This is a genomic window from Pseudomonas sp. BS3782 TE3695 (assembly GCF_050435305.1).
In the GTDB taxonomy this organism is placed as follows: Bacteria; Pseudomonadota; Gammaproteobacteria; order Pseudomonadales; family Pseudomonadaceae; genus Aquipseudomonas.
The window spans coordinates 1,608,230-1,630,182 of record NZ_JBNDKB010000001.1 but is presented as its reverse complement, the minus strand read 5'-3'; the positions used below and the strand labels follow the sequence as shown (position 1 = coordinate 1,630,182).

General features: G+C 60.2%; 19 protein-coding genes. 12 read left to right on the top strand and 7 right to left on the bottom strand.

The genetic code is table 11. The annotated features are described in order from the left end of the window. The first annotated feature begins 66 nt into the window (after positions 1-66). A complete protein-coding gene (locus ABH909_RS07400) occupies positions 67-1,149 on the top strand; it encodes an endonuclease/exonuclease/phosphatase family protein (protein WP_429431693.1) in 1,083 nt (360 codons plus the stop codon). 95 nt (positions 1,150-1,244) lie between these two features. On the opposite strand, the gene hrpB is transcribed toward ABH909_RS07400, so the two are convergent. After that, positions 1,245-3,764, bottom strand: coding sequence for an ATP-dependent helicase HrpB (gene hrpB, locus ABH909_RS07395; protein ID WP_429431690.1), 2,520 nt, complete (start codon positions 3,762-3,764; stop codon positions 1,245-1,247). 351 nt (positions 3,765-4,115) lie between these two features. Between hrpB and ABH909_RS07390 the strand changes: the two genes are divergently transcribed. Both ABH909_RS07390 and ABH909_RS07385 read left to right on the top strand, forming a co-directional pair. After that, complete coding sequence (locus tag ABH909_RS07390) at positions 4,116-4,535, top strand: hypothetical protein (protein ID WP_007894454.1); 420 nt, start codon at positions 4,116-4,118, stop codon at positions 4,533-4,535. Between the two features lie 30 nt (positions 4,536-4,565). Further along, entirely contained in the window at positions 4,566-5,459 is an 894-nt protein-coding gene (locus ABH909_RS07385; RefSeq protein ID WP_429431686.1) for a cation diffusion facilitator family transporter, read from the top strand. A 67-nt stretch (positions 5,460-5,526) separates the two neighbouring features. On the opposite strand, the gene ABH909_RS07380 is transcribed toward ABH909_RS07385, so the two are convergent. Next, a complete protein-coding gene (locus ABH909_RS07380) occupies positions 5,527-6,522 on the bottom strand; it encodes a DUF6515 family protein (protein ID WP_429431683.1) in 996 nt (331 codons plus the stop codon). Positions 6,523-6,958: 436 nt separating this feature from the next. Here ABH909_RS07380 and ABH909_RS07375 point away from each other — a divergent pair, with 436 nt between their 5' ends. After that, a complete protein-coding gene (locus ABH909_RS07375) occupies positions 6,959-7,438 on the top strand; it encodes an Lrp/AsnC family transcriptional regulator (protein ID WP_007894448.1) in 480 nt (159 codons plus the stop codon). 239 nt (positions 7,439-7,677) lie between these two features. Continuing rightward, positions 7,678-7,887, top strand: a complete 210-nt coding sequence (locus ABH909_RS07370) for a DUF2788 domain-containing protein (RefSeq protein WP_429431680.1) — start codon at positions 7,678-7,680, stop codon at positions 7,885-7,887. Here ABH909_RS07370 and ABH909_RS07365 read toward each other — a convergent pair. The 4 genes from ABH909_RS07365 to ABH909_RS07350 all read right to left on the bottom strand — a co-directional run bounded on the left by ABH909_RS07365 (position 7,882) and on the right by ABH909_RS07350 (position 14,313). Continuing rightward, complete coding sequence (locus ABH909_RS07365; protein WP_429431677.1) at positions 7,882-8,517, bottom strand: pseudouridine synthase; 636 nt, start codon at positions 8,515-8,517, stop codon at positions 7,882-7,884. The two genes, ABH909_RS07370 and ABH909_RS07365, sit on opposite strands and share 6 nt — an antisense overlap. A 69-nt stretch (positions 8,518-8,586) precedes the next feature. Beyond that, on the bottom strand, positions 8,587-10,086 hold the full coding sequence (gene amn / locus ABH909_RS07360; RefSeq protein ID WP_162131364.1) for an AMP nucleosidase: 1,500 nt from the start codon (positions 10,084-10,086) through the stop codon (positions 8,587-8,589). A 117-nt stretch (positions 10,087-10,203) separates the two neighbouring features. Further along, on the bottom strand, positions 10,204-11,853 hold the full coding sequence (locus ABH909_RS07355; protein WP_429431673.1) for an acyl-CoA dehydrogenase family protein: 1,650 nt from the start codon (positions 11,851-11,853) through the stop codon (positions 10,204-10,206). A gap of 96 nt (positions 11,854-11,949) precedes the next feature. Then, on the bottom strand, positions 11,950-14,313 hold the full coding sequence (locus ABH909_RS07350; protein ID WP_429431670.1) for a 7TM diverse intracellular signaling domain-containing protein: 2,364 nt from the start codon (positions 14,311-14,313) through the stop codon (positions 11,950-11,952). Positions 14,314-14,681: 368 nt separating this feature from the next. On the opposite strand from ABH909_RS07350, the gene ABH909_RS07345 reads away from it, so the two are divergent. The 4 genes from ABH909_RS07345 (at position 14,682) to ABH909_RS07330 (ending at position 18,218) form a co-directional block, all read left to right on the top strand. Then, positions 14,682-15,479 (top strand): hydroxymethylpyrimidine/phosphomethylpyrimidine kinase, encoded by a 798-nt coding sequence (locus ABH909_RS07345; RefSeq protein ID WP_429431667.1) that lies wholly within the window; start codon positions 14,682-14,684, stop codon positions 15,477-15,479. 33 nt (positions 15,480-15,512) lie between these two features. Beyond that, positions 15,513-16,136: a thiamine phosphate synthase gene (thiE, locus tag ABH909_RS07340; protein WP_123498585.1), complete on the top strand. Its 624-nt coding sequence runs from the start codon at positions 15,513-15,515 to the stop codon at positions 16,134-16,136. 18 nt (positions 16,137-16,154) lie between these two features. Beyond that, positions 16,155-17,438 carry a glutamate-1-semialdehyde 2,1-aminomutase gene (gene hemL, locus ABH909_RS07335; RefSeq protein ID WP_007894429.1) on the top strand — a complete coding sequence of 428 codons (1,284 nt, stop codon included), beginning with the start codon at positions 16,155-16,157 and terminating at the stop codon, positions 17,436-17,438. A 225-nt stretch (positions 17,439-17,663) separates the two neighbouring features. Beyond that, entirely contained in the window at positions 17,664-18,218 is a 555-nt protein-coding gene (locus tag ABH909_RS07330; RefSeq protein ID WP_008070087.1) for a tetratricopeptide repeat protein, read from the top strand. Positions 18,219-18,427: 209 nt separating this feature from the next. On the opposite strand, the gene ABH909_RS07325 is transcribed toward ABH909_RS07330, so the two are convergent. Continuing rightward, positions 18,428-18,757: a DUF1820 family protein gene (locus ABH909_RS07325; protein WP_007894425.1), complete on the bottom strand. Its 330-nt coding sequence runs from the start codon at positions 18,755-18,757 to the stop codon at positions 18,428-18,430. Positions 18,758-18,891: 134 nt separating this feature from the next. Here ABH909_RS07325 and miaB point away from each other — a divergent pair, with 134 nt between their 5' ends. From miaB to ybeY, 3 genes are all read left to right on the top strand, one after another. Then, positions 18,892-20,220 carry a tRNA (N6-isopentenyl adenosine(37)-C2)-methylthiotransferase MiaB gene (gene miaB, locus ABH909_RS07320; RefSeq protein WP_429439770.1) on the top strand — a complete coding sequence of 443 codons (1,329 nt, stop codon included), beginning with the start codon at positions 18,892-18,894 and terminating at the stop codon, positions 20,218-20,220. A 225-nt stretch (positions 20,221-20,445) separates the two neighbouring features. Further along, the gene (locus ABH909_RS07315; RefSeq protein ID WP_095633901.1) at positions 20,446-21,462 is read left to right on the top strand and encodes a PhoH family protein; all 1,017 of its coding nucleotides are present in this window, start codon (positions 20,446-20,448) and stop codon (positions 21,460-21,462) included. Further along, positions 21,455-21,949: an rRNA maturation RNase YbeY gene (gene ybeY, locus ABH909_RS07310; RefSeq protein ID WP_429431663.1), complete on the top strand. Its 495-nt coding sequence runs from the start codon at positions 21,455-21,457 to the stop codon at positions 21,947-21,949. The genes ABH909_RS07315 and ybeY overlap by 8 nt, the downstream gene beginning before the upstream one ends. Positions 21,950-21,953 lie beyond the last annotated feature (4 nt).

Sequence of the window (21,953 nt, the reverse complement as noted above, 5' to 3'; positions counted from 1 at the left end):
TTGATGGGCATGCCGTTTGCGCTCGGTTATGCTCGAGGCCATCTTTGTAACGCTATAAGCCGAGCCATGACCCGTCTACTGCGCTACACCCTGCTGTGCCTGCTGATTGCCATTGGCCTGATTGCATTGATGATCTACAGCCTCACCTGGCGCCCCGAAGCCAAGGAAGCGCTGCCGGTCAGTTGCAACGCCCAGGCGCCGACGCTGGTGCCCGGCCAGGCGCTGAAGGTGATGACCTGGAACGTCCAGTACCTGGCAGGCAAGCGCTATGTGTTCTGGAATGATCTGGCCAACGGCACCGATGAAAAACCCACACCGGAAGACATGGCCTTCAGCCTCGACGAAGTGGCGCGGGTGATTCGCGACGAGCAACCGGACATCGTGCTATTGCAGGAACTCGATGACGGTGCCAAGGCCAGCGACTACCAGAACCAGTTCAAATTGCTTCAGGATCGAGTCACTGACCTGTATCCCTGCAGCGCTCAAGCCTTCGACTGGAAAGCCGACTTCGTGCCTGAACCGCGAATCTTCGGCAGCGTTGGCCGGCAACTGGCAACCCTGAGCCGTTACCGGATCGAACACGCCGAACGCCTGCAATTACCGGTCGCTGCGGCCAACTTCATCAGCCGCCAGTTCAAGCCGAAAAACGCCGTGCTGGTCACTCACCTGCCATTGAGCAACGGCGGCCAAATGGCCGTGCTCAACACCCACCTGGACCGTGCCACCACCCCGCTCGACGAAACCTTGCAGCGCCAGGTGACGGCTATAGCCAAGGTCCTCGACAAGTATGAAAGCCGCGGCACGCCGTGGTTGATCGGCGGCGATTTCAACCTGTTGCCGTTGGGCCAATATCGACGCCTGCCCACCGAGCAACGCACGCCCTACTCCGCCGACAGCGCGCTGCATGTGTTGTGGGACAAATACCCGATGATCCCCACCAACAACGAAGCCAGCGGTATCGACCGGGCGCAATGGCTGACCCATTACCCGAATGACCCCGGCTTGAACGGCCCGGACCGGACCGTCGACTACCTGTTTTACAGCCCACGCATCAAACGGGTCGAAGCGAGGGTGAAGCAGGACGATACGTTGCGCATTTCCGATCATTTGCCGGTGATTGCGCGGTTTCTGTTGCCGGCTTCGCCTTAGATTTGTGGCGTTAGTGAAAAAGATCGCAGCCTTCGGCAGCTCATTGGGAATGCGATCCCTTGTAGGAGCTGCCGAAGGCTGCGATCTTTTGATCTTCAGCTTTTACGAGGTTTGATCCGCGCCGTCGCTTCGGCCACCAGCGGATCATCCGGCCAGTAGTGCTTCGGATACCGTCCCTTCAAATCCTTCTTCACCTCGGCATACGTACTGCGCCAGAAGTTCGCCAGATCCTGCGTCACCTGCACCGGCCGCCGTGCCGGGGACAGCAGATGAAGCTTGACCACTTGCCGGCCCCCTGCAATGCGCGGGGTCTCGGCCAGGCCGAACAACTCCTGCAAACGCACCGCCAGAATCGGCGGCTGTTCGCTGTAATCCAGACGAATCGATGACCCCGACGGCACGCTCAAATGATGTGGCGCAAGTTCTTCGAGCCGTTGCGGCAGCGGCCATGGCAACAAGTTATGAACGATGCTCGACAGGTCGAGATTGGCGAAATGACTGAGCCGCGAGACTTTGCCCAGATACGGCATCAACCAGTGTTCGAGATTTTTGAGCAGTGCTGCGTCGCTGACATCCGGCCATTCACTCTGCTCCTTACTGCCGAGATCCAGCTGCCGCAACAACGCCACCCGCGCCTGCCACTGACGCAGCTCTGGCGTCCAGGGCAACAGCTCCAGGCCTTTGCGCCGAACCAGATTCACCAACGCCTGACTACGGGCAGTTTCATCGAGCCCGGTCAGCGGCTCGCGACTGAGGATCAATTCGCCGACCTTGCGCTGACGCTCAGCCCGCAGCACGCCTTCGCGCTCATCCCAATCCAGTTGATCGACGCAACGCACCTGCTCGGCCAGCACCGAATCGAACAACGCCGGATCGAAATCCGTCGCCAGATAAATCCGTTCTTCACGCTGGCCCTGACGACTGCCCAGATCAGCGATCACCAGCCACGGTTGCTTCATCAGGCTGTCTGCCTCGGCGAACAACGCTGCACGACCGTTGGCCAGACGATACTCCGCGCCACCGGCCCGCCGCTGTTGCGCAACCCGGTCGGGATACGCCAACGCCAGCAACGCGCCGAGCCAGCGCGGATGTTCAGGATCGCTGACCGGTTCCGACGCCTTGCCACGCAGATAACCGCGATACTGCCGCGCCAGTTGCCGAGCCCGTTGAACACCGCCCTGCGCACCACGAGCGGCTCGCTCTTCACCGGACAACAGCACCAATCGGCTGTGCAGATCCGCCCCGGCACCACGCAAGATATCCCGCTCACCGAGTAATGCCGCGACATCGCAGGCCATGTCGGCGAGACCGAGCGCCTGGCCACGTAACAGCAAATGAGCGATCCGTGGATGGGCCGGCAGTTCAGCCATGGCCTGACCGTGACGGGTCAGCGCCTCGCCCTCCAGCGCGCCCAAACGTTCAAGCAGATCTTGAGCCTGTGCATAAGCTGCTGCCGGAGGGACATCGAGCCAAACCAACTGCCCCGGCGTCACGCCCCAACGACCGAGTTGCAAGGCCAGCCCGGCGAGGTCCGCCGAGAGAATTTCCGCACTGGCGTAAGCCGCCAGTTGCTCATGCTGATCCTGCGACCACAAGCGATAACACACGCCGGGCTCCAACCGCCCAGCCCGGCCCGCGCGCTGCGTGGCGCTGGCTTTGGAAATGCGCTGAGTATCCAGGCGAGTCATGCCGCTGCCGGGGTCGAAACGCGGCACTCGCGCCAGCCCGGCATCGATCACCACGCGCACACCGTTGATAGTCAGGCTGGTCTCGGCGATGTTGGTCGCCAGCACCACTTTGCGTCTGCCGGCGGGCGCCGGATCGATCGCGGCGCGTTGGGCGGCGAGGTCCAATTCACCGTGCAACGGGCAGAGCAGAACCTGTGTGCTATCGCCCAGTGCATCGGCGAGTTGCTGATGCACCCGACGGATTTCCGCCTGCCCCGGCAGGAACACCAGCAGGCTGCCGGTCTCATCGTTCAGCGCGTCGAGAATGGTCTGCACCACCCTTGGCTCGATAAATTCACCTGGCTGAAACGGTCGCCCCCAACGCATCGCCACCGGGTACATGCGACCTTCGCTGCGCAGGATTGGCGCATCATCGAGCAACCCGGCCAGGCGTTCACCTTCCAGGGTTGCCGACATCAACAGAATTTTCAGCGGTTGATCATCGCGAAACAACTCGCGGCCATTGAGGCTCAGGGCCAACGCCAGGTCGGCGTCGAGGCTGCGTTCGTGGAATTCATCGAAAATCAGCAAACCCACGCCTTCCAGCGCCGGATCATCCTGCAAGCGCCGGGTAAGGATACCTTCAGTGACCACTTCGATGCGGGTATTGGGGCCGACTTTGCTGTCGAGACGAATCCGGTAGCCAACGGTTTCACCGACCTTCTCACCCAGTTCACTGGCCAACCGCTCCGCCGCCGCCCGCGCGGCCAGGCGGCGTGGTTCGAGCATCAGAATGGTCTGCCCGGCCAACCACGGCTCATCGAGCAAGGCCAAGGGTACGCGGGTGGTTTTACCGGCCCCGGGCGGTGCTTCGAGCACGGCTTCGTGGCGTGTAGCGAGGGCTTCACGCAGGGCGGGTAAAACTTCATCGATCGGCAAAGAAATCATGCTGGCTCCACAGGGCGTGCCCACAGTAAATTGCGAGTCGCGTTGAAGCTGTGGGCGTGCCAGGCAAGGCGCGGGACGCCGGTAAGGGTCGTTTCCTTGCCAAGTCCTGCAACGCAGCATGGCGCGCCCACAGCTTCAGCCCGGAGGGCCGAACCCCGATAACATCCATCAGTCGTTACGCGTTGTCGATCTGGAAAAAACAACTTCAATCCTCAGCCATTCCAGTGGGGGGGTGAGACACGACCGCAATTTACTGTGGGCACGCCCTGCCGCCGCGAGTATAACGGCCTTCGTCGCGGTCCTAATTCATATTGACGCCCCTTCGTTTCCAGATAACCCAGGAGATTTCACATGCGTGCTCCCTTTCGCTTGATCGGCGGTGTACTGGTCGCGAGTTTGCTGACCCAAATAACCGCCTGCGGCACGATTTTCTACCCCGATCGTCGCGGGCAGATCGATGGCAAGATCGACCCGGTCATCGTCGCGCTGGATGCCGTGGGTCTGCTGTTTTATATCATTCCGGGCTTGATTGCCTTTGCGGTGGACTTTGCCACTGGCGCCATTTACTACGAGCCCGGCCGCACCGCCCAGGTGGCGCCGGAAAAACTCAAGGAAGCCATTGGTGCCGACGGTAAAGTCGATAACCACAAGTTGCAGACTATTCTGGAAACCGAGTTGGGCCGCAGCTTCCCGCTGGACGATCCACGTCTGATCCAGCACAAGGGCAGCACCCAGCAACTGGCCATGTTCGGCCTGCAACCGGCCGCGTAATCGGTGCACCAAAAAGGAAAAGCCGCACTTATGACCAGCAGTACCGAACACGCCCGCCTGCTGCGGCTGGCGACGCGCGCCTCGGTGGCGGTGGCGTGCATCTTGATCGTCGCCAAAGCCATCGCCTGGTGGTTGAGCGGTTCGGTGAGCATGCTCGCCGGGCTGACCGATTCGGCACTCGATGGCGTCAGCTCGTTGCTCAATCTGCTGGCCGTGCAATACGCCTTGCGCCCGGCCGACGACGATCACCGCTACGGGCATGGCAAAGCCGAATCATTGGCGGGCATGGCTCAGGCGCTGTTCATTGGCGGCAGTGCGGTGCTGATTGCGTTGCAGGCGATCGAACGGTTGAAACATCCGGAGCCGGTAAGCGCCGCGTGGCTCAGCATCGGGGTGATTGTGTTTTCCCTCGCCCTGACCGTGGCCCTGCTGATGTTGCAGCATCGGGTGATCAAGGCTACCGGTTCCAACGCCGTGAGTGCCGACTCCCTGCATTACCGCTCAGACCTGCTGCTCAACGGCAGCATTCTGGTGGCGCTGGTGCTGGCCGGGTTTGGTTGGCATCAAGTCGACCCCTGGTTTGGGTTAGGGATCGCCGCCTACATCCTCTGGAGCGCCATTCATATCGCCCGGGAAAGCTTTGCGGTGCTGATGGATGAAGAACTGCCGCCGGATGTCAGCCAGCATATGCTTGAACTGGCCTGCAGCGTACCGGGGGTTTTGGGCGCCCACGACCTGCGCACGCGGATCTCCGGCAACCAGTGGTTTGTGCAATTGCATCTGGAATTGCCGGGGGAGCTGACGCTGTCAGTCGCCCACGGCATCAGCGATCAAGTCGCCGATGCGATCCATGCCGCCTACCCGCGAGCCGAAGTGCTGGTGCACGCCGACCCTATGAAAGCAGCTTCAAGCGACAAGCTTTAAGCTCCAGGCTCCAGGCTCCAGGCTCCAGGCTTGAGGCTTGAGGCTTGAGGCTTATAGCTTGCAGCTGCTACTGAACCTGATAACCGCGACTGCTCAGGCAGTTGCCCTGGGCCTGTCGGTAGGCTTGCACCACCGACGGGGCCGGTTGATAGGTGACGGCGCGCGGATCGAAACCGCTCTGCTCCACGGCCCAGCGATAACACTCGTAACCGTCCCGACTGACCTCCTCCGGCGACTGGCCGTTGGCCGGATACGCCACCACGTCATAACCACTGCTCACCGGTTGCGGCTGCATCGGTGGTTCGACCACGACGTAATCCCGAGTGCTCTCCTGATAGGCGTAATACGCGCCGGCCGCCAGGAACAACAACGCACCGCCAATCCACACTTCACGCGCGTAATCGGGCAAGTAGCTGACCCGAATCCCGCGCGGCGGCTGAACCACCACGTAACGCGGGCCTTGTGGGCGATACCAATAACCACCGGAATAGAAATAATCCTGGCCACGATACGGCACGCGGTAGTTGCGCTCCGGAAAGCGGTCGATCACGTACCCCGGGCGATACTGTGGGCCGGGGCCCCAGCCATTGCCGCGCCCATCCGGGCGACCAGGCCAGCGACGATCATCATGACGTGAGCCCTGCCCGCCAGTCTGCCAGTGCTGGTTGTCATAGTTAGGCGGCTGCTCGTCTTGATAGTAGCCACGCCGGGGTTCCTGGGTCTGGTGCACCGTATCGGGCCGGCCCTGGATCGGCAGATTGTTACCGGGTTGTTGCGGGGGTCGGCCCTGGACATTGGGATCGTGCGACGGACGGTTCTGACGCTCGCCGCCCTGATTCTGGTCGTGAAGCTCGAACTGACGGCTGTTGTCGCCACGAATGATGTCGTTGTTCTGCGGCCGGGGCTGGTTGTTACCGTCATGGCCCTGGCCTTTGCCCTGATGATCCGGCCCGCGTTGGCCCCCATCGGGCCCACGGATTTGCGGTTCATCGGCCAGCGATTGCGCAGTGACACTCACACACAGCAAACCAACACCGGCCAAACGCCAGATGCGCGACTTCATGCTTTTCCTCACTGCGGATTAGGGGCCTATACGTAAGACGGGGAAAGCACAGGCCGGTTCTGCAACAGGTTATCAGTCACGCAACTTATTTATTGAGGGTCGCCCATAAATTCCGGGCAAGAAAAAAGGGAGACCCGTCGGCCTCCCTTTGAGAACTTCGTCCGTGCTCGACGCTTATGACGTCGGCTCACCTCACGCCGTCTTCTGGACAGTGTGTAGCTCGGGGGCCGACACAGCCCCGGTGGGGGTGGCGACCGCAGCTGGCCTGATTGGGCGAGCCGCACTGGACTGTTTGTCCGAGCAGTGATTCTGGTGATAAGAATAGGCCGGGCGCGCCGGCAGAGGATTGCGAAGATTGCTCAAATAAACATCACTTGCGCAATTTTTAACTCAGGATAGATAATCCGCCGCAATAGTTATGACAAAGGCCTGATTGATGAGCAAACTCGACCGATACGACCTGAGCATTTTGGCGGAATTACAGCGCGACGCGCGCATCTCCAATCAGGAGCTGGCCGAACGCATCGGCCTGTCGCCTTCGCCTTGCTCACGGCGGGTCAAGCAGCTGGAAGACGACGGTTACATCACCCGCCAGGTCGCCCTGCTGGACCGCAAGATGCTCGGCCTGAGCCTGACCGCCTACGTGCTGATCGGCATGGACCGCCATACTCCCGAGCGGTTCGAGAACTTCGAAGCCGCCATTCGCACCTTGCCGCAAGTGCTGGAATGCAGTTTGGTGACGGGGATGGATGCGGACTATCAGCTCAAAGTGGTAGTGCCAGACATGGACCACTATCAGAAACTGCTATTGGGACACCTGACACGGATTGAAGGGGTAACCAGCGTGCGGTCGAGTTTTGTGTTGAACCAAGTGCTCAACAGCACCGAGTTGCCGCTCACTCATTTACGCAGTTGAGACCTGTAGGACCGTAGGACCGTAGGAGCTGTCGAGTGAAACGAGGCTGCGATCTTTTGATCTTGTTCTTAAAAGCAAAATCAAAAGATCGCAGCCTCGTTTCACTCGACAGCTCCTACAAGAGCGAGTCAGCCAGGGCGATGAATAGCTGCGACACACTGCCGCAGGTCAATGCCCCGCCAATCCCCCATGGCGTATACTCCAGCGCCTTTTAGCCCCACCTGCGCCGGAGATGTTCAATGGATCCTGCAGTACTCGAAGAGTGGATGATGACTGGACTGGTCAGCATCCTGATCATTTTCATGGGTTTCATCGTCTGGGATCTGGCGAAAAAATCCAAGGCCGGGCGCTTCGGCTCGTTCATTCTGTTCTTCGTACTGGGGCTGGGCGTGGCCGCGTTTGTGATCAAAAGCGTGGTCATCGGCATGATTGAATCCGGCACGCTATAAGCGCGCTGGCACTTCCTTCCATTGCCCTTGATCGAGCCCTTCGATCGACCAGTCACCGATTCTGACCCGCACCAGACGCAACGTCGGCAAGCCGACCGCCGCGGTCATGCGTCGTACCTGACGGTTGCGGCCTTCGCGAATCACCAGTTCCAGCCAACTTGTCGGCACGCTTTTACGAAAGCGCACTGGCGGATTGCGCGGCCACAGTTGCGGCTCATCCAATTGCCGCGCTTCGGCCGGCAACGTCATGCCGTCGTTCAACTCGACGCCATCGCGCAAGCGCTGCAACTGCTCGGCGGTTGGTTCGCCTTCGACTTGCACCCAATAGGTCTTGGCCAATTTGTGTTTCGGGTCGGCAATCCGCGCCTGGAGTTGGCCGTCATTGGTCAACAGCAGCAAGCCTTCGCTGTCGCGGTCCAGCCGCCCTGCCGGGTAGATTCCCGGAATCTCGATGAAGTCCTTGAGCGTCGCCCGCCCTTCGCCGTCGCTGAATTGCGTCAGCACATCGAACGGTTTGTTGAAAAGAATCAGCTTCGGCTCGGCCGGCGGGGCTTTGGCGACACGGCGCGGGGCTGATTGCGGGTTGTTCGCGCCAGGGCGGCGAGAGACGGGGCGTTGTGGACGAGACATGAGGAAAGGAACATCTAACGGTCAGGGCTGCTAATGCTAGTAGCCTGACCGTTAAATGACCATCGCAAATCAGCGGAATGGCGGCTCGTCGAAGCTGCGCAGTTTGCGCGAGTGCAGCGAGTTGAGCTCGGTGCGCAACAGATCCACCGCTTCGATGCCGATCTTCAAGTGCTGGCTGACCGCGCGTTCATAGAAGGCGTTGGCCGAACCCGGCAGTTTGATTTCGCTGTGCAACGGTTTGTCCGATACGCAGAGCAACGTGCCGTATGGCACCCGCAAGCGGTAACCCTGCGCGGCGATGGTGCCGCTTTCCATGTCCACCGCCACGGCGCGGGACAGGTTGATCAGCGGACGTTCCTGCGCCCAGCGCAGTTCCCAGTTACGGTCGTCGTAGGTCAACACGGTGCCGGTGCGCAGGCGCTTCTTCAGCTCGTCGCCCTTCTCACCGGTGATGTTGGCCGCCGCTTGCTGCAACGCCATCTGCACTTCAGCCAGGGCCGGAATCGGAATATTCGGCGGCACGACCCGGTCGAGAATCCCGTCGCGACGCATGTACGCGTGGGCCAGCACGTAGTCGCCAATGGTCTGCGACTGACGCAAGCCGCCGCAGTGACCAATCATCAGCCAGCAATGCGGACGCAGCACCGCCAGGTGATCGGTGATGTTCTTGGCGTTGGACGGACCGACACCGATGTTCACCAGGGTCACGCCATGGCCATCGCTGGCGATCAGGTGATAGGCCGGCATCTGGTAACGGTGCCAGACCACGCCGGCGGCGATCGCCGACGCTTCGCCGTGATCCATGTCCTTTTCGATGATCACATTGCCCGGCAACACCATGCGCACAAAACGCGGGTCGTTGCGCAGTTGCGCCAGGCCATGAACGATGAACTGGTCGACGTAGCGGTGGTAGTTGGTCAGCAGAATCCACGGCTGCACATGGCGCCAGTCGCTGCCGGTGTAATGCACCAGTCGACGCAGGGAGAAATCCACCCGCGCGGCGTCGAACAGGGCCAGCGGCAGCGGGTCGGTGTTTTCCCAGTCGTACAAGCCATCGGCGATGCCATCGGTGGCGGCCGACAAATCCGTACTCGGGAACACTCGGGCCAGCACCGCCGCCGTAACGCCGGAACCGGCCAGTTCATCGCCCTGCTCGACCACGTACGGATAAGGGATGTTCTGCTGGCTGACGCCGACTTCCACGGTCACGGTGAAGTCGTGCATCAACGGGACGAGTTGTTCCAACAGGTATTTGCGGAAAGCCCGGGGATGAGTGACGGTGACACTGTAGGTCCCCGGCAATTGAACCTTGGCATAGGCGCGAGTGGTCTGTGGGACTTCACCCTGGCAAAGGTAGGTCAGACGCAATTCGGGATAACGAAACAGAGCCCGCTGTTCTGCGTCCGGCTCGACGCGATCCTTGAGATAACGCTTGAGCGCCTGATTCAGCGCGGTGGTTGCACGCTCGTGCAAGGCAGCAAGCCGATCCACGGCTTGCTCGGCGGTTTGAACGACAATAAACGCTTCGGTCACGATCAGCTTCCTGTGTTCTGACTTGCAGACCTTCATCTTGCCTGCATCATCGTCCGACGGGAACAGTGAAAAAGGATCGCAGCCTTCGGCAGCTCCTACATCAGTTCGTCGTACACCTGTAGGAGCTGCCGAAGGCTGCGATCTTTTCGCCCTTCAAAACCCTTGCGGCGTCGACCGGGCCACAATCGCTTCCACATCCAGCCCGCGCGGCAATGTTCCATACACCCGACCGGCCGAACCCAGACGGCTGGCGATGAAAGCATCACTGACCGCCGCATTACCCGCCTCCAGCAACAGCTTGGCCTGAAGCCCCAAGGCAATGTCTTCGGTGAGTTGGCGGGCGCGGTATTGAATGTCGTCGGTGTCCTTGAACGCGGTTCGCAACTGGCTGATGTGCGCCGCCAGACGTTTGTCGCCATGACCGTCGCCCAACTCGCTGAACAACACATCAAGCACACCCGGCTCTTTCGACAATGCGCGCAACACGTCGAGGCATTGCACGTTGCCGGAACCTTCCCACGTCGAGTTGACCGGGGCCTCACGGTACAGACGCGGCAGGATGCTTTCTTCGACATAACCGGCGCCGCCCATGCATTCGGCAGCTTCATTGATCATCGCGGGCGCGCGTTTGCAGATCCAGTACTTGCCCACCGCCGTCACCAGTCGGGCGAATTTCGCCTCGTGATCGTCATCCAGATGATCCAGCGCCCGGCCCATGCGCAAACTCAAGGCCAACGCTGCTTCGCTTTCCAGGGCCAGGTCGGCCAGCACGTTTTGCATCAAGGGTTGCTCGCTGAGCAATTTGCCTGCGACCTTGCGGTGGGCGCAGTGATGGCTGGCCTGGGTCAGCGCCTGGCGCATCAGCGCACTGGAGCCGACCATGCAATCGAAGCGGGTCATGGCGACCATTTCGATGATGGTTGGAACGCCCCGGCCCTCTTCGCCAACCATCCAGGCCAGGGCGCCACGGAATTCCACCTCGCTGGAGGCATTGGACCAATTGCCGAGTTTGTTCTTCAGCCGCTGGATGTAGAACTGATTGCGTGTGTCGTCCGGGCGATGGCGCGGGAGCAGGAAACAGGTCAAGCCTTTGTCAGTCTGGGCCAGGGTCAGAAAGGCGTCGCACATCGGCGCCGAACAGAACCACTTGTGGCCCACCAGTTCATACGCCTGACCGGGCCCACTGGCGCCGACCGGATATGCCTTGGTGGTGTTGGCCCGCACGTCGGTGCCGCCCTGTTTCTCGGTCATGGCCATGCCGATGGTGACCCCGGCCTTGTGGGCCATGCCGACGTTGCGCGGGTCGTATTCGGTGGCGAGGATTTTCGGCAGCCATTGTTCGGCCAGATCCGGTTGCAGGCGCATCGCCGGGACACTGGCGAAGGTCATGGTCAACGGGCAACCGCTGCCGGCTTCAGCCTGACTGTGCAAATAGGTCATGGACGCGCGGGCAACGTGAGCGCCCGATTGCGGGTCGGTCCAGGGCAAACCTGTCAGGCCATGCTCCACCGCCGTGCGCATCAACTCATGATAAGCCGGGTGAAATTCCACCAGGTCGATGCGATGGCCGTAACGGTCATGGCTGACGAATACCGGTTTGTTCTGATTGGCCGCAAACCCCGCCTCCATCAGCGGCCCGCCGGCCAATGCGCCGTAAGCATCGATCCGCGACTCGGCCCAACCAGCATCGAAACGCCGCGACCATTCCTGCAATGGCAGGTCGATGCGATAGAGGTTGGCGCCGTCCAGCGACGGCGGCTGATTGGTGACTTCGTGGGTTTCGGCGAACTGATGCAGGTTCATGACGGGGCTCCTTTGGTCAGCCAAGGGACTTTCAGTTAAGCACCGCCCCGAGGTTGAACAAAGTGGCATATCTGCCTAACTGTCGGCGCTTTCGCCTTATCCCGAACAGAGCACCCGCCGATAAAGCGCCGCCTGCAAATCTTCGAATTTCACCGGCTTGTTCAGGTAGTCGACCAAGGTATCGCTTGGGCAGTAGGCCCGATCCGCACTCAGGCAAATCATGAACACGGGTATTTCGGCACAACCCGGCAAGGCGCGGATCCGACAGCAGATCGAGGCGCCGTCCAGCGGCGGCAGCTGACAATCGAGCAGCACCGCGTCAACGGCCTCTTGCTGCAAATGATCGAGCGCAGCGACGCCGCTGTCAGCGGTGCGCACGCGAAACCCCAGCTTGAGCAACATGCCACGCATCACCAATTGATTGATGCTGTTGTCATCGATCAGCAATACCGTGCAGTCCTGAGGCAAACGCAGGTCGGTGGTTTGTCGGGGGATTGCGGGCGCAGATTCCACCACCGGCAGCGGCAGCTCGAACTCGACGTCCAGTTGAAAGCGACTGCCGCGCCCCGGTTCCGAGCGATGACTCAGGCGCCCGCCGAGCAATTCGACCAGTTGCCGACAAATGGCCAGGCCAACGCCCAGACCACCGTACTCACGGGTCATCGAACCGTCGACCTGGAAGAAGCGCTGATACAGCGTTGCCTCGTCCAAATCGGTAAAGCCAATGCCGGTATCGATCACCGCAAAGGACAGCGCCAGCCGATCAGGCGTCACCGGTTTGCCCGTCACCCGTAACGCCAATCCGCCGACCCGGGTGAATTTGATCGCGTTATCCAGCAGGCATTCCAGGCATTGCGTCAGTTTGCCGCTGTCGCCGTGCAAGCGATCCGGCAGCCCGGGCGTAACCTCGACTTTGAAATCCAGCGACTTGCTCGACACATTGCCATCGAACTGTAGACGCAAGGCCTCGACCACACCGCGCAAACTGAAGGTGTCCGGGTAGACCTTGAGCTTGCCGGCCTGCAACTCGGTCAGGGTCAAAATGCCGTTGACCATGCGCATCATGTCCCGCGCCGAACCGGCGGCCGTTTGCTGGTATTGCTCCAGCTCAGGGTTCATCTCGACGGTCTGCATCAGCTCCAGCGAACCAATGACACCATTCATGGGCGTGCGCAGTTCGTGGGTCAGAGTGGCGAGGAATTCGTCCTTGAGCTTGTTGCTGTGAGCCAATTGCTGGTTCAACACTTCGAGCTTCTGGCCGGCATCAAACAGGGTTTGCGCCTGTTGTTCGCGCATGGCGTTGATACGATCGGCCAGGGCCAGGGACAGCAGCGCCACTTCGATGGCCGAGCCGATCTGGCTGGCGTACATGGTCAGGAATACGTTGGGCAAGTAACCCAGGACCATCAGAGTGTTGACCACACCACCGAGCAGAAACGCCGACCAGGCAATGATGAAATACCGCGCGACCCGCAAGCCACGCCACCAGGCGAAAATCCCGGCGGCGAAAATCACGACGGTGAAGACCAGCGCCAGCAACGTCGCCAGACGCAGGGCCAGGGCGTAATGGGTCATCAATGACAATCCGACCACCAGCGCACTGAACGCAATCAACGCCAGCAGCAAACGGTCGAGCCAGCGACTGTGGGTGGCCGTCTGCAAAAAGCTGCGGGCGAACTGGCTGCCGAACAATCCTGAACAGCCGATGAAGAACGGCGTCGCGGCGTTCGCCCACCATGGATTGTCGGGCCAGAAATACTCCACGGCCGCGCCGTTCACCGACAACTGATACAAGCCGAACGAGGCGATATAAACGATGTAATAGAGGTAGCTGGTGTCGCGCACACTGAGAAAGATGAACAGGTTATAGACCAGCATCCCCAACAACACACCGTAAATCAGCCCCAGCACATAGAGCCGCACCGGCTGCTCTTCGAGGTAAGCGGTGCTTGACCACAACGTGACAGGCGCCTGCACGGAGCCTTGGCTTTGCAGACGCAAATACACGGTTTGCGCCTGCTCGGGCGCAAAGTTCAGACCAAACAGATAGTTGTTCTGGCGGATCTCGCGAGTGGCGAACGGCAACGCATCGCCGGTCTGTCGGACCAATTGATATTCACCGCCAGCATCGGGCACGTACAGATCAAGGTGATCGAGGGGCGGGTAAGCCAGCTCCAGCAACCACCTCCGTTGCGCCGACGGGTTGGTCGGGCGGTATTGCAGGTCGATTTTCAGCCAGAACGCCGAACGCGAATAACCGGCGTTCAGAGTGGCTTTATCATGACGCTTGAACTGCCCGGCCGCCGCTTGCGCACGGATATCGGCGATGGTCGCCTGACCGCCCGCGTCTTCATAAACCTGCATCGTTCGGCCCAGGGGAAGGCTCTGGGTGAACTCGTCGAACTCGACGGCGCTCGCCAGGAGGGGCAAGCACAACAGCAACATCAGCAAATAGCGCATTTAAGCCCCAGCGTGGCCTGTCCGGTTGTGTCAGGAAGCCCCCCATTCCTTTTGAGTAGACGTAAAACCGGTATTACCTGTTATTGGTTTGGATCCACTCTAGCATAGCCGTTGGTGGCCATTGAACACCATTGAAATTTTTCCTGCGAAGGCTCTAGAACAGGCGTTCCAGCTCTATACATTGAGTTAGAGCTGTTGGCTTGGTCAGAAAGATCAAAAGATCGCAGCCTTCGGCAGCTCCTACGGATTTGCATCGATCCGCGGTCCATGTAGGAGCTGCCGCAGGCTGCGATCTTTTGCTCGTTGCGCAATCGGCTTCGATGCGCGCGCGCACCGGAAAAACATGTTTGGTGGTAAGCTCGCGCACCATGAATATCTACAGCTCTCGCCCCGTTGTCCTCTGCCTCTCCGGCCACGACCCTAGTGGTGGCGCCGGCTTGCAGGCAGATATCGAAGCCCTGCTTGCTCAAGGTTGTCATGCGGCCCCGGCCGTCACCGCCCTGACCGTGCAAGACACCGTCAACGTCACCGACTTCCGCGTTCTCGATCGCGAGTGGGTGCTGGCCCAGGCCAACGCCGTACTCAACGACTCTGAAGTCGCAGCCGTCAAACTGGGCATGCTCGGTTCCCTGGAAATGGTCGACACCGTGGTCGAACTGCTCTCGGCGCATCCGCATTTGCCGGTGGTCTGCGACCCGGTACTGCGCGCCGGCGGCGGTGGACGACTGGGCAAGGACGAAGTCGGCTACGCCATGCGCGAACGCCTGTTGCCGCTGTCGATCATTGCCACCCCCAACCTTCCCGAAGCCCGCATCCTCGCCGAACTGCCCGAAGGCACCGCGGACGAGTGCGCTGAAAAACTCCTGCCGTTCGTCAAACACCTGCTGATCACCGGCGGTCATGGCGACGAACACGAAATACACAATCGCCTGTACAGCCGTGACGGTCGCCGCGAAACCTTTACCTGCCAGCGCCTGCCCGGCAGTTATCACGGTTCCGGTTGCACACTGGCCAGCGCCCTCGCCGGTCGCCTGGCCCAGGGTGAACACCTCGCCAGTGCCGTAAAGACCGCGCTTGACTACACTTGGCGCACCTTGCGTGATGCGGAGCAACTGGGCAAAGGCCAGTTCGTGCCGCGCCGCTTGCCGCTGGATTTCTGTTTGTAACTTTCTATGCGTGAAGCGCAGAGGCATAGTCCGATGAAACTACGTGGCCTGTACGCCATTACCGACAGCCAGTTACTGGCCGGTAAATTTCTTTCGTACGTAGAGGCGGCGCTCGAAGGCGGCGTCACCCTGCTGCAATACCGTGACAAAAGCAGTGACGAGGCCCGTCGCCTGCGTGAGGCCGAAGCCCTGCGCGATCTGTGCGAACGCTACAAGACTCATCTGATCATCAACGATGACGCCGAACTGGCCGCGCGCCTGAATGTCGGCGTGCACCTGGGTCAGACCGATGGCCCTCTGATGCCGGTTCGGGCACTGCTCGGTCGTCAGGCGATCATCGGTTCGACCTGCCACGCGCAACTCGAACTCGCCGAACAAGCCGCCAAAGAAGGCGCCAGTTACGTCGCCTTCGGTCGCTTCTTCAATTCCAATACCAAACCCGGCGCACCGGCCTGCGGCCTCGAACTGCTTGATCAGGCCCGCAGCAAATTGCATCTGCCGATCTGCGCGATCGGCGGCATCACGCTGGACAACGCTGCGCCGCTGGTAGCCCACGGGGTCGACTTGCTGGCGGTGGTGCATGGCCTGTTTGGCGCCGACAGCCCGGCTGAAGTGACACGCCGCGCCCGCGCCTTTAACGAATTGTTCAAATCCTGATTTTTTGAGAGCCCGATCATGTCTCGTTCCGAAACCCTGTTTGCCAATGCCCAGAAACACATTCCCGGAGGCGTGAACTCGCCCGTTCGTGCGTTCAAGAGTGTTGGCGGCACGCCGCTGTTCTTCAAACACGCCGAAGGCGCCTACGTCACCGACGAAGACGACAAGCGTTATGTGGATTACGTCGGTTCCTGGGGGCCGATGATTCTCGGACATAGCCATCCGGACGTGCTGGACGCGGTGCGCAAACAGCTGGAACACGGCCTGTCCTACGGCGCCCCGACCGCGATGGAAACCGAAATGGCCGATCTGGTCTGCTCGATCGTGCCGTCGATGGAAATGGTGCGCATGGTCAGCTCCGGCACCGAAGCGACCATGAGCGCCATCCGCCTGGCCCGTGGCTTTACCGGCCGTGACAGCATCATCAAGTTCGAAGGCTGCTACCACGGCCATTCCGACAGCCTGCTGGTCAAGGCCGGTTCTGGCGCCCTGACCCAAGGCGTACCAAGTTCGGCCGGTGTACCAGCGGCATTCGCCAAACACACCCTGACCCTGCCATTCAACGACATCGACGCGGTAGCAACCATGCTCGCCGAAGTCGGCCAGGACGTGGCCTGCATCATTGTCGAACCAGTGGCCGGTAACATGAACTGCGTACCGCCGGCACCGGGCTTCCTGGAAGGCCTGCGGACCCTGTGCGACAAGCACGGCGTGGTGCTGATTTTCGACGAAGTGATGACCGGTTTCCGTGTCGCCCTCGGTGGCGCCCAAGCCCATTACGGCGTTACGCCAGACCTGAGCACCTTCGGCAAGATCATCGGTGGCGGCATGCCGGTGGGTTGCTTCGGCGGCAAACGCAAGATCATGGAGCAAATCGCGCCACTGGGGCCGGTCTACCAGGCCGGCACGTTGTCGGGTAACCCGCTGGCGATGGCGGCGGGCCTGACCACGCTGCGCCTGATCAGCCGTCCTGGTTTCCACGCCGAGTTGAGCGACTACACCAGCCGTCTGCTCGATGGTCTGCAACAGCGCGCCGATGCCGCGGGCATTCCGTTCGTGACCACTCAGGCTGGCGGCATGTTCGGCCTGTACTTCAGCGGCGCCGACGACATCGTGACCTTCGATGACGTGATGGCCAGCGATGCCGGACTGTTCGGGCGTTTCTTCCATCTGATGCTCGAAGGCGGCGTATACCTGGCGCCAAGTGCCTTCGAAGCCGGTTTCACCTCGATCGCCCACGGCGAAACCGAGTTGAAACTGACACTGGACGCTGCCGAGCGTGCGTTCGCCGCATTGAAATAAAGCTGTAACGCTGACGTTGGCCATTGCCAGCGTCAGCTTTCACCTGCATCCGCGCCCTTTTTCCTGTTCATCTGCCAATAATCCCCCGCAATGTGGGCGATATATCCCCCGCGCAGCAGAAAAACGAGTAAAGACTTTGTAAGGTTGGCCCTGCTTATTTCATAATGCGCGCTTATTGGATCCCCTCGATGGGTCCACGCGCCCTTCAGAGGTAAGTCGATTCCCATGAACCGCACCGGCCGCACCCTTGCATTGGGCTGCCTGTTGCTCCTTCAGCCCCTGCTCGCGCTCGCACAAGCAGGCGGCAACTCGTTGTTGATCCCGGCGATGGGTCGCTGCACCCTCAATACTCAGCCGCAAGACCTGACGCAAGCGCTCGCCGCCTGTCAGAAAGCGTCGGACGAAGGGGATGCGCAAGCGCAATACGAGTTGGGTGAGTTCTACTACGACGGCAAAAACGCGCCGCGCGACCTCAATCAAGCCCTGAGCTACTTCGAAAAGGCCTCGCTGCAAGGCCACGCCCAGGCGCAATTCAAACTCGGCACCATGTTCTTCCATGGCGAAGGCGTACCGGCCAATAACGTCCAGGCGTATATCGTGCTGAAAATGGCCGCAGTCAATGGTGCCGAAGAGGCGCTGGACACCGCCGACGAAGTCGCCGAAAAAATGCCCCGCGAAGATCTGGAAGTCGCTACCCAGGTGCTGGGGCAAATTTTCCGTAAATACTTGATGGAATTGCAGAGCGCCGATGGGCGTACGCCTTTCTCGCCACTGCCTTGAATTGAAGCTGGCCCCTGTGGCGAGGGAGCTTGCTCCCGCTCGGCTGCGCAGCAGTCGTAAAATCAGCACACGCGGTCTGTCTGGAAGGTGGCGGAGGCTGATTTAGGGGCTGCTTCGCAGCCCAACGGGGGCAAGCCCCCTCGCCACAAAAGCTCCCTCCACAACAAGCACCACTAGCCACAACAAACCCAGCCACTCAATCCGTGGCTTTACTTCTCAGGCATCGGCATCGGAAACGGCATGACATTGCCGACCGCGCCACGGGCTTCGCTGATTTTCGGGGTGCCAAGGCGCTCGACCTCGTCGATGCGCACAATCGAATGCATCGGTACAAAACTACGTACAACGCCTTCGAACTGAGCCTTGAGCTTCTCTTCGCTCGGATCGACGACCACTTGCGTGCGCTCGCCAAAGACGAACTCTTCCACTTCCAGGAAGCCCCACAGATCACTTTGATAGATCTGCTTGGCATACATTTCGTACACCTGGCCTTGGTTGAGGAAAATCACCTTGTAGATTGGAGCTTCACGTTTGGTCATGGTGGGCGGATAACACATCGGGGATAAAAATGAGGGCGCGAACTATAGCATAGCCGCCGGACGCGCAACGGTAGGAACCTGGGAGCATGTTCCCTATAATGCGCGGTTCTTTGAATCACGTGATGACTCTGTCCATGGCCAAGAAGCTTTACATCGAAACCCACGGTTGCCAGATGAACGAGTACGACAGCTCGCGCATGGTCGATCTGCTGGGTGAACACCAGGCCCTGGAAGTCACCGCTCGCGCTGAAGATGCCGACGTGATCCTGCTCAATACCTGCTCGATCCGCGAACGTGCCCAGGACCGGGTGTATTCCCAGCTGGGCCGCTGGCGCGAACTGAAACTGGCTAACCCGGACATGGTCATCGCCGTCGGCGGTTGCGTGGCCAGTCAGGAAGGTGCGGCCATCCGTGATCGCGCTCCGTATGTAGACGTGGTATTCGGCCCGCAGACCCTGCACCGCCTGCCGGAAATGATCGACGCCGCGCGCGCTACCAAACTGCCGCAAGTCGACGTCTCGTTCCCGGAAATCGAAAAATTCGACCACTTGCCCGAGCCGCGCATCGACGGGCCGAGCGCTTACGTGTCGGTGATGGAAGGCTGCAGCAAGTACTGCACCTTCTGCGTGGTGCCTTATACCCGCGGTGAAGAAGTCAGCCGACCGTTCGACGACGTGATTGCCGAGATCATTCACCTGGCCGAAAACGGCGTACGCGAAGTGACCTTGCTGGGGCAGAACGTCAACGGTTATCGCGGCACCACTCACGATGGCCGCCTGGCTGATCTGGCGGAATTGATCCGGGTAGTGGCCGCTGTCGATGGCATAGACCGGATTCGCTACACCACTTCGCACCCGCTGGAATTCTCCGACAGTCTGATCCAGGCCCACGCCGACGTGCCGGAACTGGTGAAACACCTGCATTTGCCAGTGCAATCGGGTTCTGACCGGATCCTCGCGGCGATGAAACGCAACCACACCGCACTGGAGTACAAATCCAAGCTGCGCAAATTGCGGGCTGCCGTACCGGGGATCTGCATCAGTTCTGACTTCATCGTCGGTTTCCCGGGCGAGACCGAAAAAGACTTCGAACAGACCATGAAGCTGATCGAAGATGTAGGTTTCGACTTTTCCTACTCGTTCGTTTATAGCCAGCGCCCTGGCACGCCGGCCGCCGATCTGGCCGACGAAACGCCGGAAGAACTGAAAAAAGAACGCCTGAACGCCCTGCAACATCGCCTCAACCAGCAAGGTTTCGAGATCAGCCGACAAATGGTGGGCTCCATTCAGCGGATTCTGGTCACCGATTATTCGAAAAAAGACCCCGGTGAACTGCAAGGCAGGACCGAGAATAATCGTATCGTCAACTTCCGCTGCGACAATCCGACCCTCATCGGCCAGTTCGCCGATGTGCACATCGATGCCGCGCAACCGCACTCGCTACGGGGCTCGCTGCTCCAGTAACACCTCGTCACCTGTGGGAGCCGGGCTTTTGTGGCGAGGGGGCTTGCCCCCGTTGGATCGCGAAGCGGTCCCGAATATTTTGCGACTGCTTCGCAGCCGAACGGGGGCAAGCCCCCTCGCCACAGATCACGCGCCAGCCTGGATCTTGTTTAAGAGCTTTCGCACCCAGGCGACTGGCGCTATCCTTGATTCATCATAATTGCCCTTGGGCGGCTAAATACGACCTTGAACGCACCCATAGAACCACATCGTTTCATCCTCGAGCCTTTTGAAGCTCGCCGCTTCGCCAATCTGTGCGGGCAATTCGACGAGCATCTGCGCTTGATCGAACAGCGCCTCGCGATCGAGATCCGCAACCGCGGAAATCAGTTCGAACTGATCGGCGAGCGCAAGCACACCACCTCCGCGGAAAACCTGCTGCGCCGCTTGTACCGGGAAACCAAAGGTACCGAGCTGTCGCCAGACATGGTCCACCTGTTCCTGCAGGAATCAGCTGTCGAGGAACTGGACAATCATTCTCCCGCCGAACCGTCCGTCGCCTTGCGCACCAAGAAAGGCATGATTCGCCCTCGCGGCTTGAATCAAGTGCGCTATGTGAAGGAAATTCTCGGTAACGATATCAACTTCGGCATCGGCCCGGCCGGTACCGGCAAGACCTATCTGGCCGTTGCCTGCGCGGTCGATGCGCTGGAACGCGAGCAGATTCGCCGCATTCTGCTGGTTCGTCCGGCAGTTGAAGCGGGCGAAAAGCTCGGCTTCCTGCCGGGTGACCTGTCGCAGAAAATCGATCCGTACCTGCGCCCGCTTTATGACGCGCTCTACGAAATGCTCGGCTTCGAATACGTGGCCAAGCTGATCGAGCGCCAAGTGATCGAAGTCGCGCCGTTGGCCTACATGCGCGGTCGTACGCTGAACAATAGTTTCATCATCCTCGACGAAAGCCAGAACACCACCGTCGAGCAGATGAAAATGTTCCTGACCCGTATCGGCTTCGGCTCCACGGCGGTCATCACCGGCGACATCACCCAGGTCGACCTGCCGAAAGGCACCAAGTCCGGGCTGCATCATGTGATCGAGGTGCTCAAGGACGTTCCGGGGATCAGCTTTACCCACTTCATGCCCAAGGACGTGGTGCGCCATCCGTTGGTGCAACGCATCGTCGAAGCCTACGAGCGCTTCGAAAATCGCACAGCCGACGAAACGGCGAAGCCCTCCCCCAAGGACACTCGCCCCGATGCTTGAGCTTGACCTGCAACTGGCTAGCGAAGCGTCTGCCCCAAGCGAAGCCGAATTCCGTCAATGGTGCGAACTGGCTCTGCGCCAGCGCACCGCCGATTCCGAAATGACCATCCGTCTGGTCGATGAGGAAGAAGCACGCGAGCTGAACTTCACCTGGCGGCAGAAAGACTACGCCACCAACGTTTTGTCGTTCCCGGCCGATGTCCCCGATGAGTTTCTCGATATTCCCCTGCTCGGCGATCTGGTGATCTGCATAGCGGTGGTCGAGCGCGAAGCGGCGGAACAAGGCAAGGAATCAAAGGCCCACTGGGCGCATCTGGTCATTCACGGCTGCTTGCATCTACTTGGTTACGACCATATAGATGACGATGAAGCCGAAGAGATGGAAGCACTGGAACGAACGTTGCTTGCAGAGCTGGGTCATCCAGACCCTTATGCGGACGACGAAACAGACACATCCCCAATCGTGACAACAAAGGATTCAGAGTAATCGC

Excerpts from the sequence above, each read along its gene's own strand:
- ABH909_RS07400 (WP_429431693.1), top strand. The coding sequence starts at position 67 with ATGACCCGTCTACTGCGCTACACCCTGCTGTGCCTGCTGATTGCCATT.
- hrpB (WP_429431690.1), bottom strand. The coding sequence starts at position 3,764 with ATGATTTCTTTGCCGATCGATGAAGTTTTACCCGCCCTGCGTGAAGCC.
- ABH909_RS07390 (WP_007894454.1), top strand. The coding sequence starts at position 4,116 with ATGCGTGCTCCCTTTCGCTTGATCGGCGGTGTACTGGTCGCGAGTTTG.
- ABH909_RS07385 (WP_429431686.1), top strand. The coding sequence starts at position 4,566 with ATGACCAGCAGTACCGAACACGCCCGCCTGCTGCGGCTGGCGACGCGC.
- ABH909_RS07380 (WP_429431683.1), bottom strand. The coding sequence starts at position 6,522 with ATGAAGTCGCGCATCTGGCGTTTGGCCGGTGTTGGTTTGCTGTGTGTG.
- ABH909_RS07375 (WP_007894448.1), top strand. The coding sequence starts at position 6,959 with ATGAGCAAACTCGACCGATACGACCTGAGCATTTTGGCGGAATTACAG.
- ABH909_RS07370 (WP_429431680.1), top strand. The coding sequence starts at position 7,678 with ATGGATCCTGCAGTACTCGAAGAGTGGATGATGACTGGACTGGTCAGC.
- ABH909_RS07365 (WP_429431677.1), bottom strand. The coding sequence starts at position 8,517 with ATGTCTCGTCCACAACGCCCCGTCTCTCGCCGCCCTGGCGCGAACAAC.
- amn (WP_162131364.1), bottom strand. The coding sequence starts at position 10,086 with ATGAAGGTCTGCAAGTCAGAACACAGGAAGCTGATCGTGACCGAAGCG.
- ABH909_RS07355 (WP_429431673.1), bottom strand. The coding sequence starts at position 11,853 with ATGAACCTGCATCAGTTCGCCGAAACCCACGAAGTCACCAATCAGCCG.
- ABH909_RS07350 (WP_429431670.1), bottom strand. The coding sequence starts at position 14,313 with ATGCGCTATTTGCTGATGTTGCTGTTGTGCTTGCCCCTCCTGGCGAGC.
- ABH909_RS07345 (WP_429431667.1), top strand. The coding sequence starts at position 14,682 with ATGAATATCTACAGCTCTCGCCCCGTTGTCCTCTGCCTCTCCGGCCAC.
- thiE (WP_123498585.1), top strand. The coding sequence starts at position 15,513 with ATGAAACTACGTGGCCTGTACGCCATTACCGACAGCCAGTTACTGGCC.
- hemL (WP_007894429.1), top strand. The coding sequence starts at position 16,155 with ATGTCTCGTTCCGAAACCCTGTTTGCCAATGCCCAGAAACACATTCCC.
- ABH909_RS07330 (WP_008070087.1), top strand. The coding sequence starts at position 17,664 with ATGAACCGCACCGGCCGCACCCTTGCATTGGGCTGCCTGTTGCTCCTT.
- ABH909_RS07325 (WP_007894425.1), bottom strand. The coding sequence starts at position 18,757 with ATGACCAAACGTGAAGCTCCAATCTACAAGGTGATTTTCCTCAACCAA.
- miaB (WP_429439770.1), top strand. The coding sequence starts at position 18,892 with ATGGCCAAGAAGCTTTACATCGAAACCCACGGTTGCCAGATGAACGAG.
- ybeY (WP_429431663.1), top strand. The coding sequence starts at position 21,455 with ATGCTTGAGCTTGACCTGCAACTGGCTAGCGAAGCGTCTGCCCCAAGC.